Below are 14,577 nucleotides of genomic sequence, written 5' to 3'. Positions count from 1 at the left end.
TGTCCGGCAGGACAGAGGGGGGTGCCGCGCGCTGACTTCTCAGGGCGCCAAGCTCCCCCGCTTGTTCACCCATTCACCAGCGCCAACAGTTCCTCCGTATAGCGCTTGCCAACCACCTTATCCGGCGACAGCGCGTCGCCAATCGCCGCCACCTCGGCCGCGCTCAGCTCGATCCCGACCGCCGCCGTGTTCTGCTCGAGATGGCGTATCTTTCTTGCGCCGGGGATCGGCACGATGAAGTCGCCCTGGTGCAGCACCCAAGCCAGCGCCAGCTGCGCCGATGTGACGCCTTTTTCCACCGCCAGCTTTTCCAGCGTCGCAACGACCTTGGCGTTTGCCGCCATGGCGTCGGCCTGGAAACGCGGCAAGGTGCGGCGCCAATCGTCGTCGCTGAGGGCCTCGGGCTTGGCGATGGTGCCGGTGAGCAGGCCGCGACCGAGCGGGCTGTAGGGGACGAAGCCGATGCCGAGTTCGCGGCAGACATCGAACACTTCGTCTTCGGGGTCGCGGCTCCAAAGCGAGTACTCACTCTGCACGGCAGCGATCGGATGCACGGCGTGCGCCCGGCGGATGGTGGCGGCACTGACCTCCGACAGGCCCAGCGCCCGCACCTTGCCATCGCGCACCAGCTCGGCCATGGCACCGACCGTGTCCTCTATCGGCACGTCGGGATCGACGCGGTGCTGGTAGTAGAGGTCGATAACATCGGTATCGAGCCGCTTCAGCGAGGCTTCCGCCACCGCCTTGACGTGCTCCGGGCGGCTGTCGACGCCGACCATGCGTTCGAGGCCTGAGCCTTCCTCGGAAATCTTGAAGCCGAATTTGGTGGCGATCGTCACCCTGTCGCGCACCGGCTTCAACGCCTTGCCGAGAAGGATCTCGTTCTCAAAGGGACCATAGACTTCGGCGGTGTCGAAAAACGTCACGCCGATCTCGACAGCGCGGCGCAGCGTGGCGATTGCGTCAACCTCTGCCTGACCGCCATATGCGAAGCTCATGCCCATGCAGCCGAGGCCGACGGGGAAGACTTCGAGCTCAGTACCAAGTTTGCGGGTTTTCATGGCGCATCTCCTTGTTGCGATGAAACAGAGATAGCGCCTGGCTTTACGTTCGATAATTGGCTGTCATTCGCACGGGCTGTTCTATAAAATAGAACCGAGCGCATCTTTCTCAACTCGCTGTACTGGCAACAGTCGCCCAATGCGGTAGTTTTCGCGGCGCGGCGCGCGAACTGGCCATCGCGCCCTCGGCAGTTAGCCATGCCGTGTCCAGCCTGGAGGCGCGGCTCGGCGTGCGGCTTTTGGCGCGCAGCACCCGCAGCGTGGCACCAACGGAGGAGGGCGCGCAGCTGCTCGAACGGCTGCGGCCGGCGCTGTCCGAGATCGATCTGGCGCTGGAAACGGCGATCGAGGCGCGCGACCGGCCGGCCGGGAACCTGCGGCTGACCGTGCCGCGCACCGCGGCCCACCTGGCATTGACGCCCAGGCTCGGCGGCTTTGCCGCGGCCTATCCCGACATCGTGCTGGAAATCGTCATCGAGGATCGCTTCACCGACGTCGTCGAAGGCGGCTTCGATGCCGGCGTGCGGCTCGGTGAGAGCCTGCAGCGCGACATGATCGCGGTGCGCATCGGACCGGACCTTCGCGGCGCCGCGGTCGGCGCGCCATCCTATTTCGCGACCATGCCAAGACCCCGCCATCCGCGCGATCTTGCCGACCACCGCTGCATCCGCTTCCGTTTTTCCAGCGGCATTCTTTACCGCTGGGAATTCGAGAAGGATGGCGAAGAGATCGAGATCGCGGCGCAAGGGCCGCTGATCCTCGACGAAGACCATCTGATCGCCCAGGCAGCGGTCGACGGCGCAGGGCTCGCCTTCGTCTTCGACGATTATGTGCGCGCGCCGCTCGCCGACGGCCGCTTGATCCGCGTGCTGGAAGACTGGTGTCCGCCCTTCGACGGTTTCTTCGTCTACTACCCCAGCCGCCGCCAGATGCGCCCGGCGCTGCGGGCGTTTGTGGATTTCTTCAAGGTCGGTGCTTAGCCACCTCCCCCTTGTGGGGAGGGTGGAAGAAAGCCCAGCTGCCATTCGTTCACCAGCCATGCCGGCATTCATCACCAACAACTCAACCCGCTACGGCTGGGCGGCGATCGTCCTCCACTGGCTGATCGGCATCCTGTTCATCGGCCAGTTCATGCTCGGCTTCATCATGGTGCGGTTGACCAGCCAGCGCACCGCCTTCGAGCTGATCCAGCTGCACAAATCCTTCGGCTTCCTGCTGCTCGGCCTCCTCATCCTGCGCATTGCCTGGCGGCTCGGCAATGCGGCCCCGGCCTTGCCGGCCTCGGTCGGAGGCCTGGAGCGTCGGACGGCGCCGCTGGCGCATCTGGCACTTTATGGCTTCCAGCTCGCGGTGCCGCTGTCCGGCTGGGCATTGGTTTCGGTGTCGATGCTGGAGATCCCCAGCATGCCGTTCAACCTTTTCGTGATGCCGAACCTGCCGCTCGGCGTGTCCGATGCGGCGGAAAACTTCTGGGCGGCAGCACACTGGTATCTCGCCTATGCCGGCATTGCCTTGGTTGCGCTGCATGCGCTGGCGGCGCTGCGGCATCATTTCTGGCTGCGCGACAGCGTGCTCACGCGCATGATCACGCCTTCGTCAGATCAGGACATGGAATAGCGCGCGCCGCGCATTCGTTCATTGGAGTGAGGGCGCAACACTTCGCCTGCCCCAGTAAGGACAAAACCCATGTATGCGCGCATCTTCGGATTGGCGGCTGTTGCCGCTTGCCTTGCCATGCCTGTCTCCGCCGCTGTGGACCTCGGCGACGCCGCCGGCAGCTACACGGTCAACCCGGCCAGCTCCAGCATTCGCTTCTCCATCGGCAAGGTCGGTGGCGGCGGCCTCGACGGCGCCTTTGGCCGCTTCAAGGGCTCCATCCGCATCGACAACAGCGATGTCGGCCGTTCCGCGGTCAACTTCACCATCTATCCCGAAAGCGTCGGCACCGGCCAGGGCCGCATCGACGCCTTCCTGCGCTCCGATGCGGTGTTCGACGTGGCCAACAGCCCCGAAATCCAGTTCCGCTCGACCAGCGTAACCCGAACCAGCGACACCACGGCGCTGGTCAGCGGCCGGCTGACGGCGCGCGGCAAGACGTTTGCGGAAAAGTTCACTGCCGAGCTCGGCGGGCTGAAGGGCGGCGTCATTAAATTCCACGTCACCGGCAAGGTGCTGCGCTCCCGGTACGGCATGGATGTCGGCACGCCGATCTATTCGAATATCGTCAATTTCGACATGACGCTAACGGGCAAGCGAGGCTAGCAGGACCAGCGATCCGCATTGGCTTTTCCTGCAATTTCGGGCAAACCTCCTCGCCTGTAAATCGATAGGAGAAGCCTGATGTTCCGATGGGGTGTTTTGTCGACGGCCAAGATCGGCCGCGAGCAATTGTTGCCGGCAATCGTCGAGGCCGAGAATGGCGTTTTGTCCGCGATCGCCAGCCGCGACCTGTCGAAGGCCGAGGCCCTGGGCGAGCGGTTCGGCGCCAGGCATGCCTTTGGTTCGTATGAGGAGCTGCTCGCTTCGAAAGACGTCGACGGCGTCTACATCCCGCTGCCGACCTCGCAGCATGTCGAGTGGACGGCCAAGGCCATCGAAGCGGGCAAGCATGTGCTGGTGGAAAAGCCGCTGGCGCTCGACGCCAAGAATATCGCACCGCTGATCAAGCTGCGCGACCAGAAGAAGGTGCTGGTCTGCGAGGCCTTCATGGTCATCTACCACCCGCAATGGATCAAGGTGCGCGATCTCATCGCCGATGGCGCCATCGGCCGGCTGCGCCATGTGCAGGGCGCCTTCTCCTATTACAATGTCGATCCCACCAACATGCGCAACCAGCTCGATCTCGGCGGCGGCGCGCTGCCTGATATCGGCGTCTATCCGACGGTGTCGACGCGGTTTTCGAGCGGCAAGGAGCCACTGCGCGTGCAGGCGACGATCGAGCGCGACAAGAAATTCGGCACCGACATCTATTCCTCGATCCGCGCCGATTTCGGCGATTTCGAACTGTCCTTCTATCTGTCGACGCAGATGGCGGCGCGGCAGGTGATGGTGTTCCACGGCGAGAAGGGTTTCATCGAGGTGTTCTCGCCGTTCAATGCCGGGCTCTACGACCATCACCGCATCGAATTGCACAACCAGAACCATACGGAGGCGCAGGTGTTCCGCTTTCCCGGCACGCAGCAATACCGGCGCGAGGTCGAGACGTTTGCCAGGGCGGCACAGGGTGGCAAGGAGCGTGTCTTCACGCTGGAGGAGTCCGTGCTCAACCAGAAGGTCATCGACGCCATCTTCCGCGCCGGCGGCAAGGAAGGCTGGGAGGCCGTCTGATACAGCAATCTTAGCGGGTAATTTCATGGGAGAAGGGCGTCCGCATTGTGCATGCGGACGCTCCTTTCCTGTTGAACTGACGATCTCACGCGCCTCTGAGCGTCAGGTGCAAGGTCTCGGCGAAGCGGTCGGGATAGGGCGCAAAGCCCATGTGGTCGCCGGGGAAGGCGGCGCGCTTGCTGCCGAGCCCGTCGGCCAGCGCCTTGCCCATGCCGTCGATCGGCTGGCCGATGGACTCTTCGCCGATGCCGACCACGACCGGGCGGCCGCGCAGCGCCTCGATATCAGGACGGTAGAGCGACAGCGGCATGACGCCATGCGCCAGCCAGTATTCGAAATTGCCGCTGACCCTGGCAAAGGTCTCGGCCTCCTCGGGCGACGGTTCGAACGAAGGCGGTCCGTCCTGCGGCCCGGCTTCATCCTGACCCGGCCCTTCCGACAGGCTGTTCTCGCTGAAGAATTTCTGCATCGCCGCCTCGACACCCTGGCTGCGATAGGTGTCGTGCAGGTCGCGCATGCCGGCCAGTGACGGCGACGGGTCGTCGAGCAGCATCATGCTGGGCGGCTCATGCGCCACCAGTGCACGAACCCGGCCGGGATGGCGGGCGGCGAGGTTGAGCCCGATCTGGGCGCCGCCGCTGGTGCCGAACACATAGGCCGGTCCGGCGCCAAGCGCCTCGATCAATCGCGCGGCATCGTCGCCATGGACATCGAGGTCCTGCTCTTGCGGCTCTCCGTCGAAGGTGCTGCGCGAATTGCCGCGCGGATCATAGGCGACCACCGTGTAGCGGTCGGCGAGGTGGCCCGCGACATCGGCGAAGACGCCGGCGTCCTGCGGTCCGCCGGGGATTATCAACAGTACGGGGCCGGAACCGCGCATCTCATAATAGAGGCTGGCGCCCGGTACTTTCAGCGTCGACGTTTGGGGGGTCATGTCCATCTCTCCTGTTGTTCTCATGTCAAAGTTCGGCTTTGCGCCGGGTCCGATCATTTGCTGGCGACAACCATGCGGTTGCCCTCGCTGTCGCGGAATTCGGCGACTGTGCGGCCCGGCTGCCAAGGCGCTTCCTGCGGCTCGGTGATGATTTCGACGCCGCGCGCCTTCAGGCCCGCGACCGTTGCCTCGACATCGCCATCAACGAGCACCAGCACGGGCTCAGTGCCCGGCGTGTCATCGGGGCGTTTGACGAAATGCAAATTGGTGACGGCGCCGGGAAATGTCAGCTCGATCCAGCGCCAGCCGCTGTCGCCCATCAGCTGGTCCTCCGCCACTTGGCAAGCAAGATGTCCGGTGTAGAAGGCCTTGGCGCGGTCCTGGTCGAACACCGGCAATTCGGCAAACTGGATGTGCATGATGGGTCTCTCCTGCTCCTGGACGGCTGCCGCGCAGCCGTCGACGGGAAAGACGATCCGGACGATCGAAAAGATTCGCCGGGCGACGAATCTTTTCGAGGCCGCGAAACGTCTTCTCTGTGCAGAGTTGAAAAACAGGAGACGACAATGGGCTACAATCTCATCCGCTACGGCGTGAAGGACGAAAGCATCGCCGAGAACCGTATGCTGGTTGCACAGGTGTTCGAGGCACTCGACGACACGAAGCCGCAATCCGTGCGCTACCTCGTCCTGGAACTGGAGAATGGCGAGTTCATCCATCTTGTCAGCCAGGATGGCGACGGCCTGACGGGGCTCGCAGCCTTCAAGGCCTTCAGCGCCGATCATGCCGGGCGCCGCTCGACGCCGCTTGCCAGATCGCCGGCAAAGATCGTCGGCAATTATCGTATGCTGGCCGGCGAGGTCGTGCCGGCTTGAATGCAAAGACCGGCATTTTGGGAACGGACAGGATGAACACAGCAAAACTCGACCGCGTTGCCCTGGAGGCGATGCTCGGCGCCTTGCGACCGAAGCTGCACCGCTACTGCGCCCGCATGGCCGGCTCGGTGATCGATGGCGAGGACATCGTCCAGGAGACACTGATCAAGGCACTGCAGGCCATCGACGGCGACGCCACCGTTGGGCGTCCGGAGCAATGGCTGTTCCGCATAGCCCACAATGCCGCGCAGGATCATCTGCGCCGGCGCCAGCGGGAGCAGGCGCGCATGAGCGAGACCGACATGACGACGATCGAAGACCCCTCCGCAAGCGCCGATGCGAGGCTCGCCACCGCCGCCAGCCTGCGAAGCTTCATGCAGCTGGCAACAGTGCAGCGCAGCGCCGTGATCCTTGTCGACGTGCTTGGCCTCAGCCTGCACGAAACCTGCGAAGTGTCCGGCGCGACCCTGGCTGCGACCAAGGCAGCGCTCCATCGCGGGCGGTCGCAGCTGCGCCTGCTGGCGTCACAGGACGAGCAGGCGCCTGCCCCAAAGCTCGACGCCGGTGACGAGCGGCGCCTGCGCCGCTATGTCGACCTGTTCAACGCGCGCGACTTCGACGCCGTGCGCGCGTTGATCGCCGAGGATATCCAGCTTGAAATCGTCAACCGCACCCGCATGCGCGGTAAGGCGCAGGTTTCCAACTATTTCGGCAATTACGACCGTGTCCAGGACTGGGCGCTGTCGCTCGGCTTCGTCGACGGCAGGCCGGCCATCCTGATCCGCAACCCGCAAACGGGAGATGACGCCGTGCGCGGCTTCATGCTGGTCGACTGGCAGGATGGAAAGGTCAGCCATATCCGCGATTTCCGCTACGCGCCCTATTGCCTTGCCGATGCGGACATCCGCTTCATCGACGAGTAAGCATCGGCCAGAGAGCGCGGGCTTCGCGCCTCAGGCGAAGCTTTGCAAATTGGCGTCCTGCAGCTTGGAGCCGGCGAGCAAGGCCTCGAGCACCTGCTTCTTGAGCGACAGGCACTGCGAGCGGGCAAGCTTTGCGATGGCCGAGACTTCGGCCAGCTCGCAGGCAAGCACCAACTCCTTCTGCTGGCCGATGATCGCTTGCGTGAAGTCGCGCGATTTGAAGCCGAGATGGAGGACACGCTCCGACTGGTCGAGCGTTTGGTCGAGCAGGCGAACTAGGCGCAGATTGCCAGAGAGTTCAGCCAGGGCCAGGCGAAAGGCGCGGTCGGCCGCTAGAAAGGCGACATGGCTGCGCAGCGTCTCCGGCTTCAGCACCTTCTGCGCCGCCAGCCTGATGTCGTCGAGCCCGCGTTCGGTGAGGTTTGCCGCGGCCACCCGGAACACTTCCGGTTCGATCAGGCTGCGGACGTCGAAGATCTCGTTGACGTCGCGCAGGCTAAGCGGTGCGATGACATAACCGCGGCGCGGCTCGCTCTTGATCAGCCCTTCCTGCGTCAGGCGGGCCAAAGCCGAGCGGATCGTCGCCTTCCTGATCTGGTAGCGGTCGCCGATCTGCTTTTCGGTCAGGCTTTCGCCGGGTTGCAGGACGCAGGCGACGATGTCGCTCTTCAGCTGCTCATAAGCTTCCTCGCTGCGCAATATGTCGGCGGTCGACGGCGCCTTGACGGCGGACGGTGACACTGATTTCGGAAGAGCCATATCTGCCTGCCCGTTTGGTCTGCCCGCGTGGTCTGCCCGCGTGGTCTGCCCGCGTAGTCTGCCCGCGTAGTCTGCTTGCCGGTTTCGACCATCCGGTTGACGGGTCTGTCGGCATTCGCTAGCCTGAGCATCTCAGCTGTATTGGTTGAGCTTCCCAATGGAGATGACGACAAATGTCTCTTGCCGCCAACTCGCCTCTCTACGCCGTAACCGCCGATATCGTCAACGCAGCCAAAGGTGCTCATGCCATCGAACGGGTCAAGGCGGTGCTGCGCGAACACACCGATCGCTTCCATGCATCAGGCGTGCTCGCGCATGAGGAAGACGACGATGAGGTGCTGCTGCATGCCAGCCCTGACTTGACCATCTACCACATCACGCTTTCGCCCGGCCTGCAGTACCCGCCGCACAACCATCTGATGGATGCGCTGATCGGCATCTACAAGGGCAGCGAGACCAACTTCATCTATCCCGTCGACGGCAGCGAGATCGATGCGCCGGAACGCCACGACGTCGCGGCGCCCGCGGTGGTGCATATGAACCCGGATACGGTGCATGCGGTCGCCAACACCGGCAGCGCCCGCTCGGGCGCACTGCATGTCTATCTCGGCAATCTGACGGAGACCCACCGCCACATGTGGAGCCCGGACAGCACCCACGCCGAGCCGTTTGACAATGAGCGGTATCTGGCTGGAGCGAGGCCTATTGGGCCCTGATCCGGGAAAGGCGGAAGAAAAGTGAGCGTGCTGCGCGGCGGCGTGAATGAGCATTCAGCGTCGCTGCGCCCAGATAACGGTCGCCGCGTACTCTCCCGTTTCAAGAACATCGCAGCGCGTTTATAGCGCAGTCAGGCTGACGACTGGGGTAATAAATGAAGAAGCCCGGAATAGGCGGCGTCCAGTTCTCCAGCACTCGGATGAGGCGGTGCTCGGCAACGTGTTCCGCGACCTGCTCTTCATATGCGAGCCCAAGACCGGCTAGCGGATCGCAGGAAATCGCAGATTCGGCAGAAATGGCGCGCCCGAAGAGATTCGAACTCCTGACCCCCAGATTCGTAGTCTGGTGCTCTATCCAGCTGAGCTACGGGCGCGCAACAGGCCATGCTTTACATAGCCCCGCTAACCGATCCTGACGACCGGCCGCGACAAGACGTGTTCCCTAGCGACTGAATTTCCGAAAAGCAAGCCAATCCGGCAAAAGTTTTGTCGCAGCTGCTTTCGACGGTGCCGATCAAGGTGTGCTGAGATTCAGCTAAGTCCGACTTCGGCTGAATATCAAATACAGCTCAGGCCGGGCGGCGCAGGCCGCTGCGGGCCTGGTCGAGGCGGACCGGCTGGTCGGGGATGGTGACGGCGAAGGTGGTGCGTCCGCCGATCGATTCGACCAGCTCCACCGTGCCGCCATGGGCGCGGATCAGTTCATGCGCGATGGCCAGGCCAAGGCCGGTGCCGCCGCTGCGGGCCGAGCCGCGAAACGCCGCGAACAGGTTTTCTCGCGCCTTCGCCGGCAGGCCGGGACCGGTGTCGGTGACAATGATGCGGCTTACGCTGCCTATGCGCTCGGCCGATACGGCGAGCCGGCGCACCAGCGCGCTCTCGGCGTCGGCCGCCATCGCCTGGACCGCGTTGCGACACAGATTGGTGAGCACGCGAAACAGCTGGTCGGAATCGGCATCGACCTCGAAGGCGAGCTCGACGGCATTGACGAATTCGATGCCGTCCTCGATGTCGAGCAGGCCGTGGACGTCGTCGACCAGCTGGCGCAGCCGCAAGCGGCGGCGTGAGGGCGCCGGCTCCTGCGTGCGGCCATAGTGGAGCACGCCTTCGGAATAGGAGACGGCGCGGTCGAGCGCGCGCAAGAGCTTTGGCGCGAAGGCCTGCACGGTCGGGTCCTTGACCAGGCGCAGGCGGTCCGACATCAGCTGCGCCGAGGCCAGGATGTTGCGCATGTCGTGGTTGATCTTGGAGACGGCGAGGCCAAGGTCGGCAAGGTGCTTCTGCTCCGACAGCATCTTTTGCAGCCGTTCCTGCATCTGCGACAGTTCGCGCTCGGCAACGCCGATCTCGTCGGCGCGGGCGGCCGGGTGGATGATGCGCCCTGGATCGTCGGGCGCCTCGGAGAAGGACAGCATCGAGCGCGTCATGGTGCGGATCGGGCCGATCATGATCAGGTCGATCGCGGCATAGACCAGCATTGCGGTGAACAACGAGATCAGCAGCGAGACGAAGGCGACGTTGCGCGAATAGCGCAGCATGGCGTTGCGCAGGGAATAGTCGGGCATGATCAGCTCGAATTCCTTGTCGCTGTCGCCGACCGGGCCGAACACCCTGAGCATGCGCTTGCCGCCGAAGAACAGCGTATCCAGCGCCCCGGTCATGCCCTTGATCATGCCGACATTGGCGATGTCGATATGCTCGTCGACCTGCGGCGGCATCTCGGCCACCACCAGCAGGCGCGACACGCCGCCGTCGCGCACCGCGATCGCCTTGGCGCCGATTGCCATCAGCACGTCGTTCTGGGCGGCGCGGGAGAGCGAATTGGGCTCGCCCTGCACCAGCACGATCGACACCGCGGCAGCGGTGCTTAGCCGCTCCTTCAGCCAGGCCAGGCGGTAGCTGGCGATCCAGGGCAGGAAAATGAGGACTTCGGCCAGGAGCACGAAGACAATGGTGAGCAAGAGCAGCTTGGTCGACAGGCCGCGCGCCAAGGGCACTGAACGATTGGGCACCGAACGGCTCGCAACCGGGCGAACGGTCGCCGGGCTGGCATCGGCTGTCGCCGGGCCGCTCCCTTCATCCGCTGATGCAACTTCGCTCATTAAGGCCTGTCTTCACAAACGCTTGATCGGTTGAGATTAGGTGATTGCGGCTTTTTTGCCAATTTCATCCTTCGTTGGACGATGGCGCCAGCAATAAAAGACCGCCTCGAACTGGGTGTTCGCGCTGCGACGAACTGACGTTCGCGCTGCGACGAACTCATAGTTCGCGCTGGATTGACTCCCAAAACCCTTCTTTCTATAAGCCGCTCACGCTCGGGCCATTCGTCCCGGCGCGGTTTCGATCGCGCCAATGCCGGCCCGGCAAAGCTCCTGTTACACAGTGACAGAATCAAGAAGGGCCGCACCCCGCGGTATTAAAACAAATGAAGCGTACCTACCAACCGTCCAAACTCGTCCGCAAACGCCGGCACGGTTTCCGTGCTCGCATGGCCACCAAGGGTGGTCGCGGCGTCGTCGCAGCTCGCCGCAACCGCGGCCGCAAGCGGCTCAGCGCCTGAACGGAAGACGAGATCGTTGCCCGCAACCGGCAAGCCAGTGGGACCAAACCCCAAGCGGCTTCTGAAACGTGCGGAATTCCTGGCCGTCCGCCGCGGTGAAAAGCGGCGCGGGCGGCTTTTTCTCGTTGAAGTTCTCGATCGCAATGACGGCCTGCCGCCGCGCGTCGGCTTCACCGTCACCAAGAAGGTCGGCAATGCGGTTGTCCGCAACCGCGTCAGGCGGCGGCTGAAAGAAGCCGTGCGCACCCATGCCGCAAGTGACATGGCGCCCGGCAATGACTATGTCATCGTCGGGCGTGAAGACGTGCTCACCATTCCGTTCGGCCAGTTGAAGGCCGAACTCTCCCGCCGTCTCAGCGGAACACGATAGGCCAAGGGCTTTCGATGGAAAACAACCGGAACTTCTACATCACCATCGTCTTGTCGGTGCTGATCCTCGGGCTGTGGCAATATTTCTATGTGCTGCCGCGCAGCGAACAGCAGCGCGAGGCGGCCCGCATCGAAGAGCAGCGGGCGGCGGAGCAGAAGAAGGCGGCCGAGGCCGCCAACCCCGGCAGCACGCCGGCGCCCGCAGCGCCCGGCGCCATTCCAAACGCGCCCGGCACCTATGTCACGACGCCGGAAGGCCGCGCGCAGGAAGTGGCCAAGACGGCCCGCGTCAACATCGACACGCCGAGCCTGTCGGGCTCGATCAACCTCACCGGCGCCCGCCTCGACGACCTAAAGCTCAAGCACTACACCGAGACGGTCGACAAGACATCGCCGCAGATCCAGCTGCTCAATCCGCAGGCGCTGCCCACCGGCTATTATGCCGAGATCGGCTTTGTCGGGAGCGACACGACCGGCACGGTGCCGGGCCCGGAAACGGTCTGGAGCGTCGACGGCAATGCGACGCTGACGCCGGCGACGCCAGTGACGCTGACGCCGGCGACGCCAGTGACGCTGACCTTCACCAACGACAAGGGCCTGACCTTCAAGCGCACGATCTCCGTCGACGGCGACTACATGTTCACCGTTTCCGATGCGGTGCAGAATTCAGGCTCGACCCCCGTCACGCTGTCCAATTACGGCCGCGTCATCCGTTTCGACAAGCCGGCCGTCGCCAGCTCCTATGTGCTGCATGAAGGCCTGATCGGCGTCACGGGAACCGAAGGCCTGCAGGAGCACAAATACGCCGACATCGAGAAGAACAAGCTCTATACGCCGAGCAAATCGACCGATGGCTGGCTTGGCATCACCGACAAATATTGGGCGGTCACCCTGGTGCCGACCGAGAAGCAGCCCTTCCAGCCGCACTATGCCTATTACGACAATGGCCGCCCGCGCTACCAGTCGGACTTCCTCACCGACCCGATCACCATTGCCGCCGGCCAGTCGGCGAAGGTGGAGACCGAGATCTTCGCCGGCGCCAAGGAAGTCAACAAGATCAACGCCTACGCCCAGGACCGCCAGATCAGGCTGTTCGACCGGCTGATCGATTGGGGGTGGTTCATCTGGATCACCAAGCCGATGTTCTACCTGATCGACACGCTGTACAAATTCTTCGGCAATTTCGGTCTGGCCATCCTTGCCACCACCGTCGTCGTCAAAACCCTCTTCTTCCCGCTCGCCAACAAATCCTATGCGTCGATGGCGAACATGAAGAAGGTGCAGCCCAAGATGCTCGAGATCCGCGAGAAATACGCGGACGACAAGATGAAGCAGCAACAGGCGATGATGGAGCTGTACAAGACCGAGAAGATCAATCCGCTCGCCGGCTGCTGGCCGGTGGCACTGCAGATCCCGGTGTTCTTCTCGCTCTACAAGGTGCTCTACATCACCATCGAGATGCGGCACGCGCCGTTCTTCGGCTGGATCCAGGATCTGGCCGCGCCCGATCCGACCTCGGTCTTCAACCTGTTCGGCCTGCTGCCCTTCGCGCCACCGGCATTCCTGCCGCATATGGGCGCCTGGGCGGTGGTCATGGGCATCACCATGTTCCTGCAGATGCGCATGAACCCGACGCCGCCGGATCCGACGCAGGCGCAGATCTTCACCTGGATTCCGGTGATCTTCACCTTCATGATGGGCAGCTTCCCGGCCGGCCTCGTCATCTACTGGGCCTGGAACAACACGCTGTCGATCCTGCAGCAGGGCGTGATCATGAAGCGCCAGGGCGCCAAGATCGAATTGTGGGACAATCTGACGGCATTGTTCCGAAAGAAACCCTCGCCGGCTGAATAAACGGCGTGGCAATCAAAGCCCCGGCTCGTCCGGTGTTTTTTGTGGACGAGGCGCGCATCACGTTCCCGTGAGGCGCGAAACTTGCGGCGTGCAACCGGCGTGGCTGCTGCTTGTACCGCCAAGGCCGATCAACACCGATCAGCCCTAATCCGAAGACCGTTGTTTTTGATCCGTGACCCCGTCATGTCCATCGCGGGGATGCGGCGCGTGGAATGGGCATTCGCCTTTAAGTATTTGTTATCATTATCATTTTTTACTCTGCACCGAAACTTTCCCGCAATCGCCGCGTAACTCTTCCCGACAATCGAATCAACAATTGTCGCACCAGAAGGGTTCTCCAATGGCAAAGTCCATCCTCAAGGCATTATGCTTTTCCGTCGGCCTGGCTCTATCGGGCCTCGCAGCGACGACGGCCTATACGCACGCCAATCCCGCCGTTGGCGGCGCTGCGATGCTGACCTCCAAGAACATCGTCGAGAACGCCCTCAACTCGCCGATCCACAAGACGCTGGTTGCCGCCGTCAAGGCCGCCGGCCTGGTCGACACGCTGGAAAGCGCGGGACCCTTCACGGTGTTTGCGCCGACCGATTCCGCCTTCAAGAAACTTCCGGCCGGCACCGTCGCCACGCTGGTGAAGCCCGAAAACAAGGACAAGCTGACCAAGATCCTGACCGCCCATGTCGTGGCCGGCAAGATCTCGGCCAAGGAGATGATGACCAAGGCCAAGGCGATGGGCGGCAAGTATGAGATGAAGACCGTTAGCGGCGACACGCTGATCGCCGAGGTCAAGGGCGGCTCGCTCTACATCGTCGACGAGTCCGGCGGCGCCGCCAAGGTGACGGTCGCCGACGTCAACCAGTCGAACGGCGTCATCCACGTCGTCAACAAGGTGCTGTTGCCGAAGTAACGGCTTTACGCAACGGGGAATGACGGCGGGCTGCGACGGGCTTTCTCGGTCTGCCTTCCCCACCTCACGAGGAGGTGCCATTCTTTTGAAGCCGTCTTCGACACCACCGGGGTCCTGCTTGTCCTTCGCAGGGCCCCGTTTTTTTGGGTTTCAGGGCGCCTTAGCCGACGGCGGCGGTCGACCTGATCGTGATCTGCCGCGGCACGAACTGAACATCGAAGCCCAGCAGGGCTCGCTCATCGGGCGATTGGTGCTATAGGGCGGATCACGCCATCTAGAATGGCGGCTTTAA

At 63.2% G+C, this 14,577-nt stretch carries 15 protein-coding genes, 1 tRNA gene and 2 pseudogenes; 11 read left to right on the top strand and 7 right to left on the bottom strand.

The window, feature by feature from the left end:
• Positions 1-65: 65 nt before the first annotated feature.
• The gene (locus NKI05_RS07850) at positions 66-1,061 is read right to left on the bottom strand and encodes an aldo/keto reductase (RefSeq protein WP_023681384.1); all 996 of its coding nucleotides are present in this window, start codon (positions 1,059-1,061) and stop codon (positions 66-68) included.
• Between the two features lie 92 nt (positions 1,062-1,153).
• Here NKI05_RS07850 and NKI05_RS07845 point away from each other — a divergent pair.
• From NKI05_RS07845 to NKI05_RS07830, 4 genes and pseudogenes are all read left to right on the top strand, one after another.
• Positions 1,154-2,041 (top strand): annotated as a pseudogene (locus NKI05_RS07845) (LysR family transcriptional regulator); the annotation flags it as partial.
• Between the two features lie 58 nt (positions 2,042-2,099).
• Positions 2,100-2,678, top strand: a complete 579-nt coding sequence (locus NKI05_RS07840; RefSeq protein WP_023681382.1) for a cytochrome b — start codon at positions 2,100-2,102, stop codon at positions 2,676-2,678.
• 69 nt (positions 2,679-2,747) lie between these two features.
• Positions 2,748-3,323 carry a YceI family protein gene (locus tag NKI05_RS07835; RefSeq protein WP_023681381.1) on the top strand — a complete coding sequence of 192 codons (576 nt, stop codon included), beginning with the start codon at positions 2,748-2,750 and terminating at the stop codon, positions 3,321-3,323.
• 78 nt (positions 3,324-3,401) lie between these two features.
• Positions 3,402-4,388 (top strand): Gfo/Idh/MocA family protein, encoded by a 987-nt coding sequence (locus tag NKI05_RS07830; protein ID WP_023681380.1) that lies wholly within the window; start codon positions 3,402-3,404, stop codon positions 4,386-4,388.
• Positions 4,389-4,473: 85 nt separating this feature from the next.
• Here the strand turns inward: NKI05_RS07830 and NKI05_RS07825 are convergent, their stop codons facing one another.
• Together NKI05_RS07825 and NKI05_RS07820 are read right to left on the bottom strand one after the other, a co-directional pair.
• Complete coding sequence (locus NKI05_RS07825) at positions 4,474-5,322, bottom strand: alpha/beta hydrolase (RefSeq protein ID WP_245261692.1); 849 nt, start codon at positions 5,320-5,322, stop codon at positions 4,474-4,476.
• 53 nt (positions 5,323-5,375) lie between these two features.
• On the bottom strand, positions 5,376-5,741 hold the full coding sequence (locus NKI05_RS07820) for a VOC family protein (protein ID WP_023672270.1): 366 nt from the start codon (positions 5,739-5,741) through the stop codon (positions 5,376-5,378).
• Positions 5,742-5,888: 147 nt separating this feature from the next.
• Between NKI05_RS07820 and NKI05_RS07815 the strand changes: the two genes are divergently transcribed.
• Both NKI05_RS07815 and NKI05_RS07810 read left to right on the top strand, forming a co-directional pair.
• Entirely contained in the window at positions 5,889-6,197 is a 309-nt protein-coding gene (locus NKI05_RS07815; RefSeq protein ID WP_023681378.1) for a hypothetical protein, read from the top strand.
• 32 nt (positions 6,198-6,229) lie between these two features.
• Positions 6,230-7,120, top strand: a complete 891-nt coding sequence (locus tag NKI05_RS07810) for a sigma-70 family RNA polymerase sigma factor (RefSeq protein ID WP_023814520.1) — start codon at positions 6,230-6,232, stop codon at positions 7,118-7,120.
• Between the two features lie 30 nt (positions 7,121-7,150).
• Here the strand turns inward: NKI05_RS07810 and NKI05_RS07805 are convergent, their stop codons facing one another.
• The gene (locus NKI05_RS07805) at positions 7,151-7,879 is read right to left on the bottom strand and encodes a GntR family transcriptional regulator (RefSeq protein WP_023714481.1); all 729 of its coding nucleotides are present in this window, start codon (positions 7,877-7,879) and stop codon (positions 7,151-7,153) included.
• A gap of 173 nt (positions 7,880-8,052) precedes the next feature.
• On the opposite strand from NKI05_RS07805, the gene NKI05_RS07800 reads away from it, so the two are divergent.
• Positions 8,053-8,595 carry an autotransporter gene (locus NKI05_RS07800; RefSeq protein ID WP_023755496.1) on the top strand — a complete coding sequence of 181 codons (543 nt, stop codon included), beginning with the start codon at positions 8,053-8,055 and terminating at the stop codon, positions 8,593-8,595.
• A gap of 100 nt (positions 8,596-8,695) precedes the next feature.
• Here NKI05_RS07800 and NKI05_RS07795 read toward each other — a convergent pair.
• The 3 genes and pseudogenes from NKI05_RS07795 to NKI05_RS07785 form a co-directional block, all read right to left on the bottom strand.
• Positions 8,696-8,860: pseudogene (locus NKI05_RS07795) on the bottom strand (LysR family transcriptional regulator); the annotation flags it as partial.
• A 32-nt stretch (positions 8,861-8,892) separates the two neighbouring features.
• A tRNA-Arg gene (locus NKI05_RS07790) sits at positions 8,893-8,969 on the bottom strand.
• Positions 8,970-9,164: 195 nt separating this feature from the next.
• Complete coding sequence (locus NKI05_RS07785) at positions 9,165-10,697, bottom strand: ATP-binding protein (RefSeq protein WP_023728827.1); 1,533 nt, start codon at positions 10,695-10,697, stop codon at positions 9,165-9,167.
• A 323-nt stretch (positions 10,698-11,020) separates the two neighbouring features.
• Here NKI05_RS07785 and rpmH point away from each other — a divergent pair, with 323 nt between their 5' ends.
• The 4 genes from rpmH to NKI05_RS07765 all read left to right on the top strand — a co-directional run bounded on the left by rpmH (position 11,021) and on the right by NKI05_RS07765 (position 14,285).
• Positions 11,021-11,155, top strand: coding sequence for a 50S ribosomal protein L34 (gene rpmH, locus NKI05_RS07780; RefSeq protein WP_008833937.1), 135 nt, complete (start codon positions 11,021-11,023; stop codon positions 11,153-11,155).
• Between the two features lie 16 nt (positions 11,156-11,171).
• Positions 11,172-11,525, top strand: a complete 354-nt coding sequence (gene rnpA / locus NKI05_RS07775) for a ribonuclease P protein component (protein WP_023672264.1) — start codon at positions 11,172-11,174, stop codon at positions 11,523-11,525.
• Between the two features lie 14 nt (positions 11,526-11,539).
• Positions 11,540-13,378, top strand: a complete 1,839-nt coding sequence (yidC, locus tag NKI05_RS07770) for a membrane protein insertase YidC (protein WP_023814521.1) — start codon at positions 11,540-11,542, stop codon at positions 13,376-13,378.
• 340 nt (positions 13,379-13,718) lie between these two features.
• A complete protein-coding gene (locus tag NKI05_RS07765; RefSeq protein WP_023805797.1) occupies positions 13,719-14,285 on the top strand; it encodes a fasciclin domain-containing protein in 567 nt (188 codons plus the stop codon).
• The last annotated feature ends 292 nt before the right edge of the window (positions 14,286-14,577 follow it).

Origin of the sequence: Mesorhizobium sp. M0771, assembly GCF_040320155.1 — a bacterium.
Classification (GTDB): Bacteria; Pseudomonadota; Alphaproteobacteria; order Rhizobiales; family Rhizobiaceae; genus Mesorhizobium.
Note: the sequence above shows the minus strand (reverse complement) of the source record. Positions and strands in the feature narration are given on the sequence as shown.

Excerpts from the sequence above, each read along its gene's own strand:
- NKI05_RS07850 (WP_023681384.1), bottom strand. The coding sequence starts at position 1,061 with ATGAAAACCCGCAAACTTGGTACTGAGCTCGAAGTCTTCCCCGTCGGC.
- NKI05_RS07840 (WP_023681382.1), top strand. The coding sequence starts at position 2,100 with ATGCCGGCATTCATCACCAACAACTCAACCCGCTACGGCTGGGCGGCG.
- NKI05_RS07835 (WP_023681381.1), top strand. The coding sequence starts at position 2,748 with ATGTATGCGCGCATCTTCGGATTGGCGGCTGTTGCCGCTTGCCTTGCC.
- NKI05_RS07830 (WP_023681380.1), top strand. The coding sequence starts at position 3,402 with ATGTTCCGATGGGGTGTTTTGTCGACGGCCAAGATCGGCCGCGAGCAA.
- NKI05_RS07825 (WP_245261692.1), bottom strand. The coding sequence starts at position 5,322 with ATGACCCCCCAAACGTCGACGCTGAAAGTACCGGGCGCCAGCCTCTAT.
- NKI05_RS07820 (WP_023672270.1), bottom strand. The coding sequence starts at position 5,741 with ATGCACATCCAGTTTGCCGAATTGCCGGTGTTCGACCAGGACCGCGCC.
- NKI05_RS07815 (WP_023681378.1), top strand. The coding sequence starts at position 5,889 with ATGGGCTACAATCTCATCCGCTACGGCGTGAAGGACGAAAGCATCGCC.
- NKI05_RS07810 (WP_023814520.1), top strand. The coding sequence starts at position 6,230 with ATGAACACAGCAAAACTCGACCGCGTTGCCCTGGAGGCGATGCTCGGC.
- NKI05_RS07805 (WP_023714481.1), bottom strand. The coding sequence starts at position 7,879 with ATGGCTCTTCCGAAATCAGTGTCACCGTCCGCCGTCAAGGCGCCGTCG.
- NKI05_RS07800 (WP_023755496.1), top strand. The coding sequence starts at position 8,053 with ATGTCTCTTGCCGCCAACTCGCCTCTCTACGCCGTAACCGCCGATATC.
- NKI05_RS07785 (WP_023728827.1), bottom strand. The coding sequence starts at position 10,697 with ATGAGCGAAGTTGCATCAGCGGATGAAGGGAGCGGCCCGGCGACAGCC.
- rpmH (WP_008833937.1), top strand. The coding sequence starts at position 11,021 with ATGAAGCGTACCTACCAACCGTCCAAACTCGTCCGCAAACGCCGGCAC.
- yidC (WP_023814521.1), top strand. The coding sequence starts at position 11,540 with ATGGAAAACAACCGGAACTTCTACATCACCATCGTCTTGTCGGTGCTG.
- NKI05_RS07765 (WP_023805797.1), top strand. The coding sequence starts at position 13,719 with ATGGCAAAGTCCATCCTCAAGGCATTATGCTTTTCCGTCGGCCTGGCT.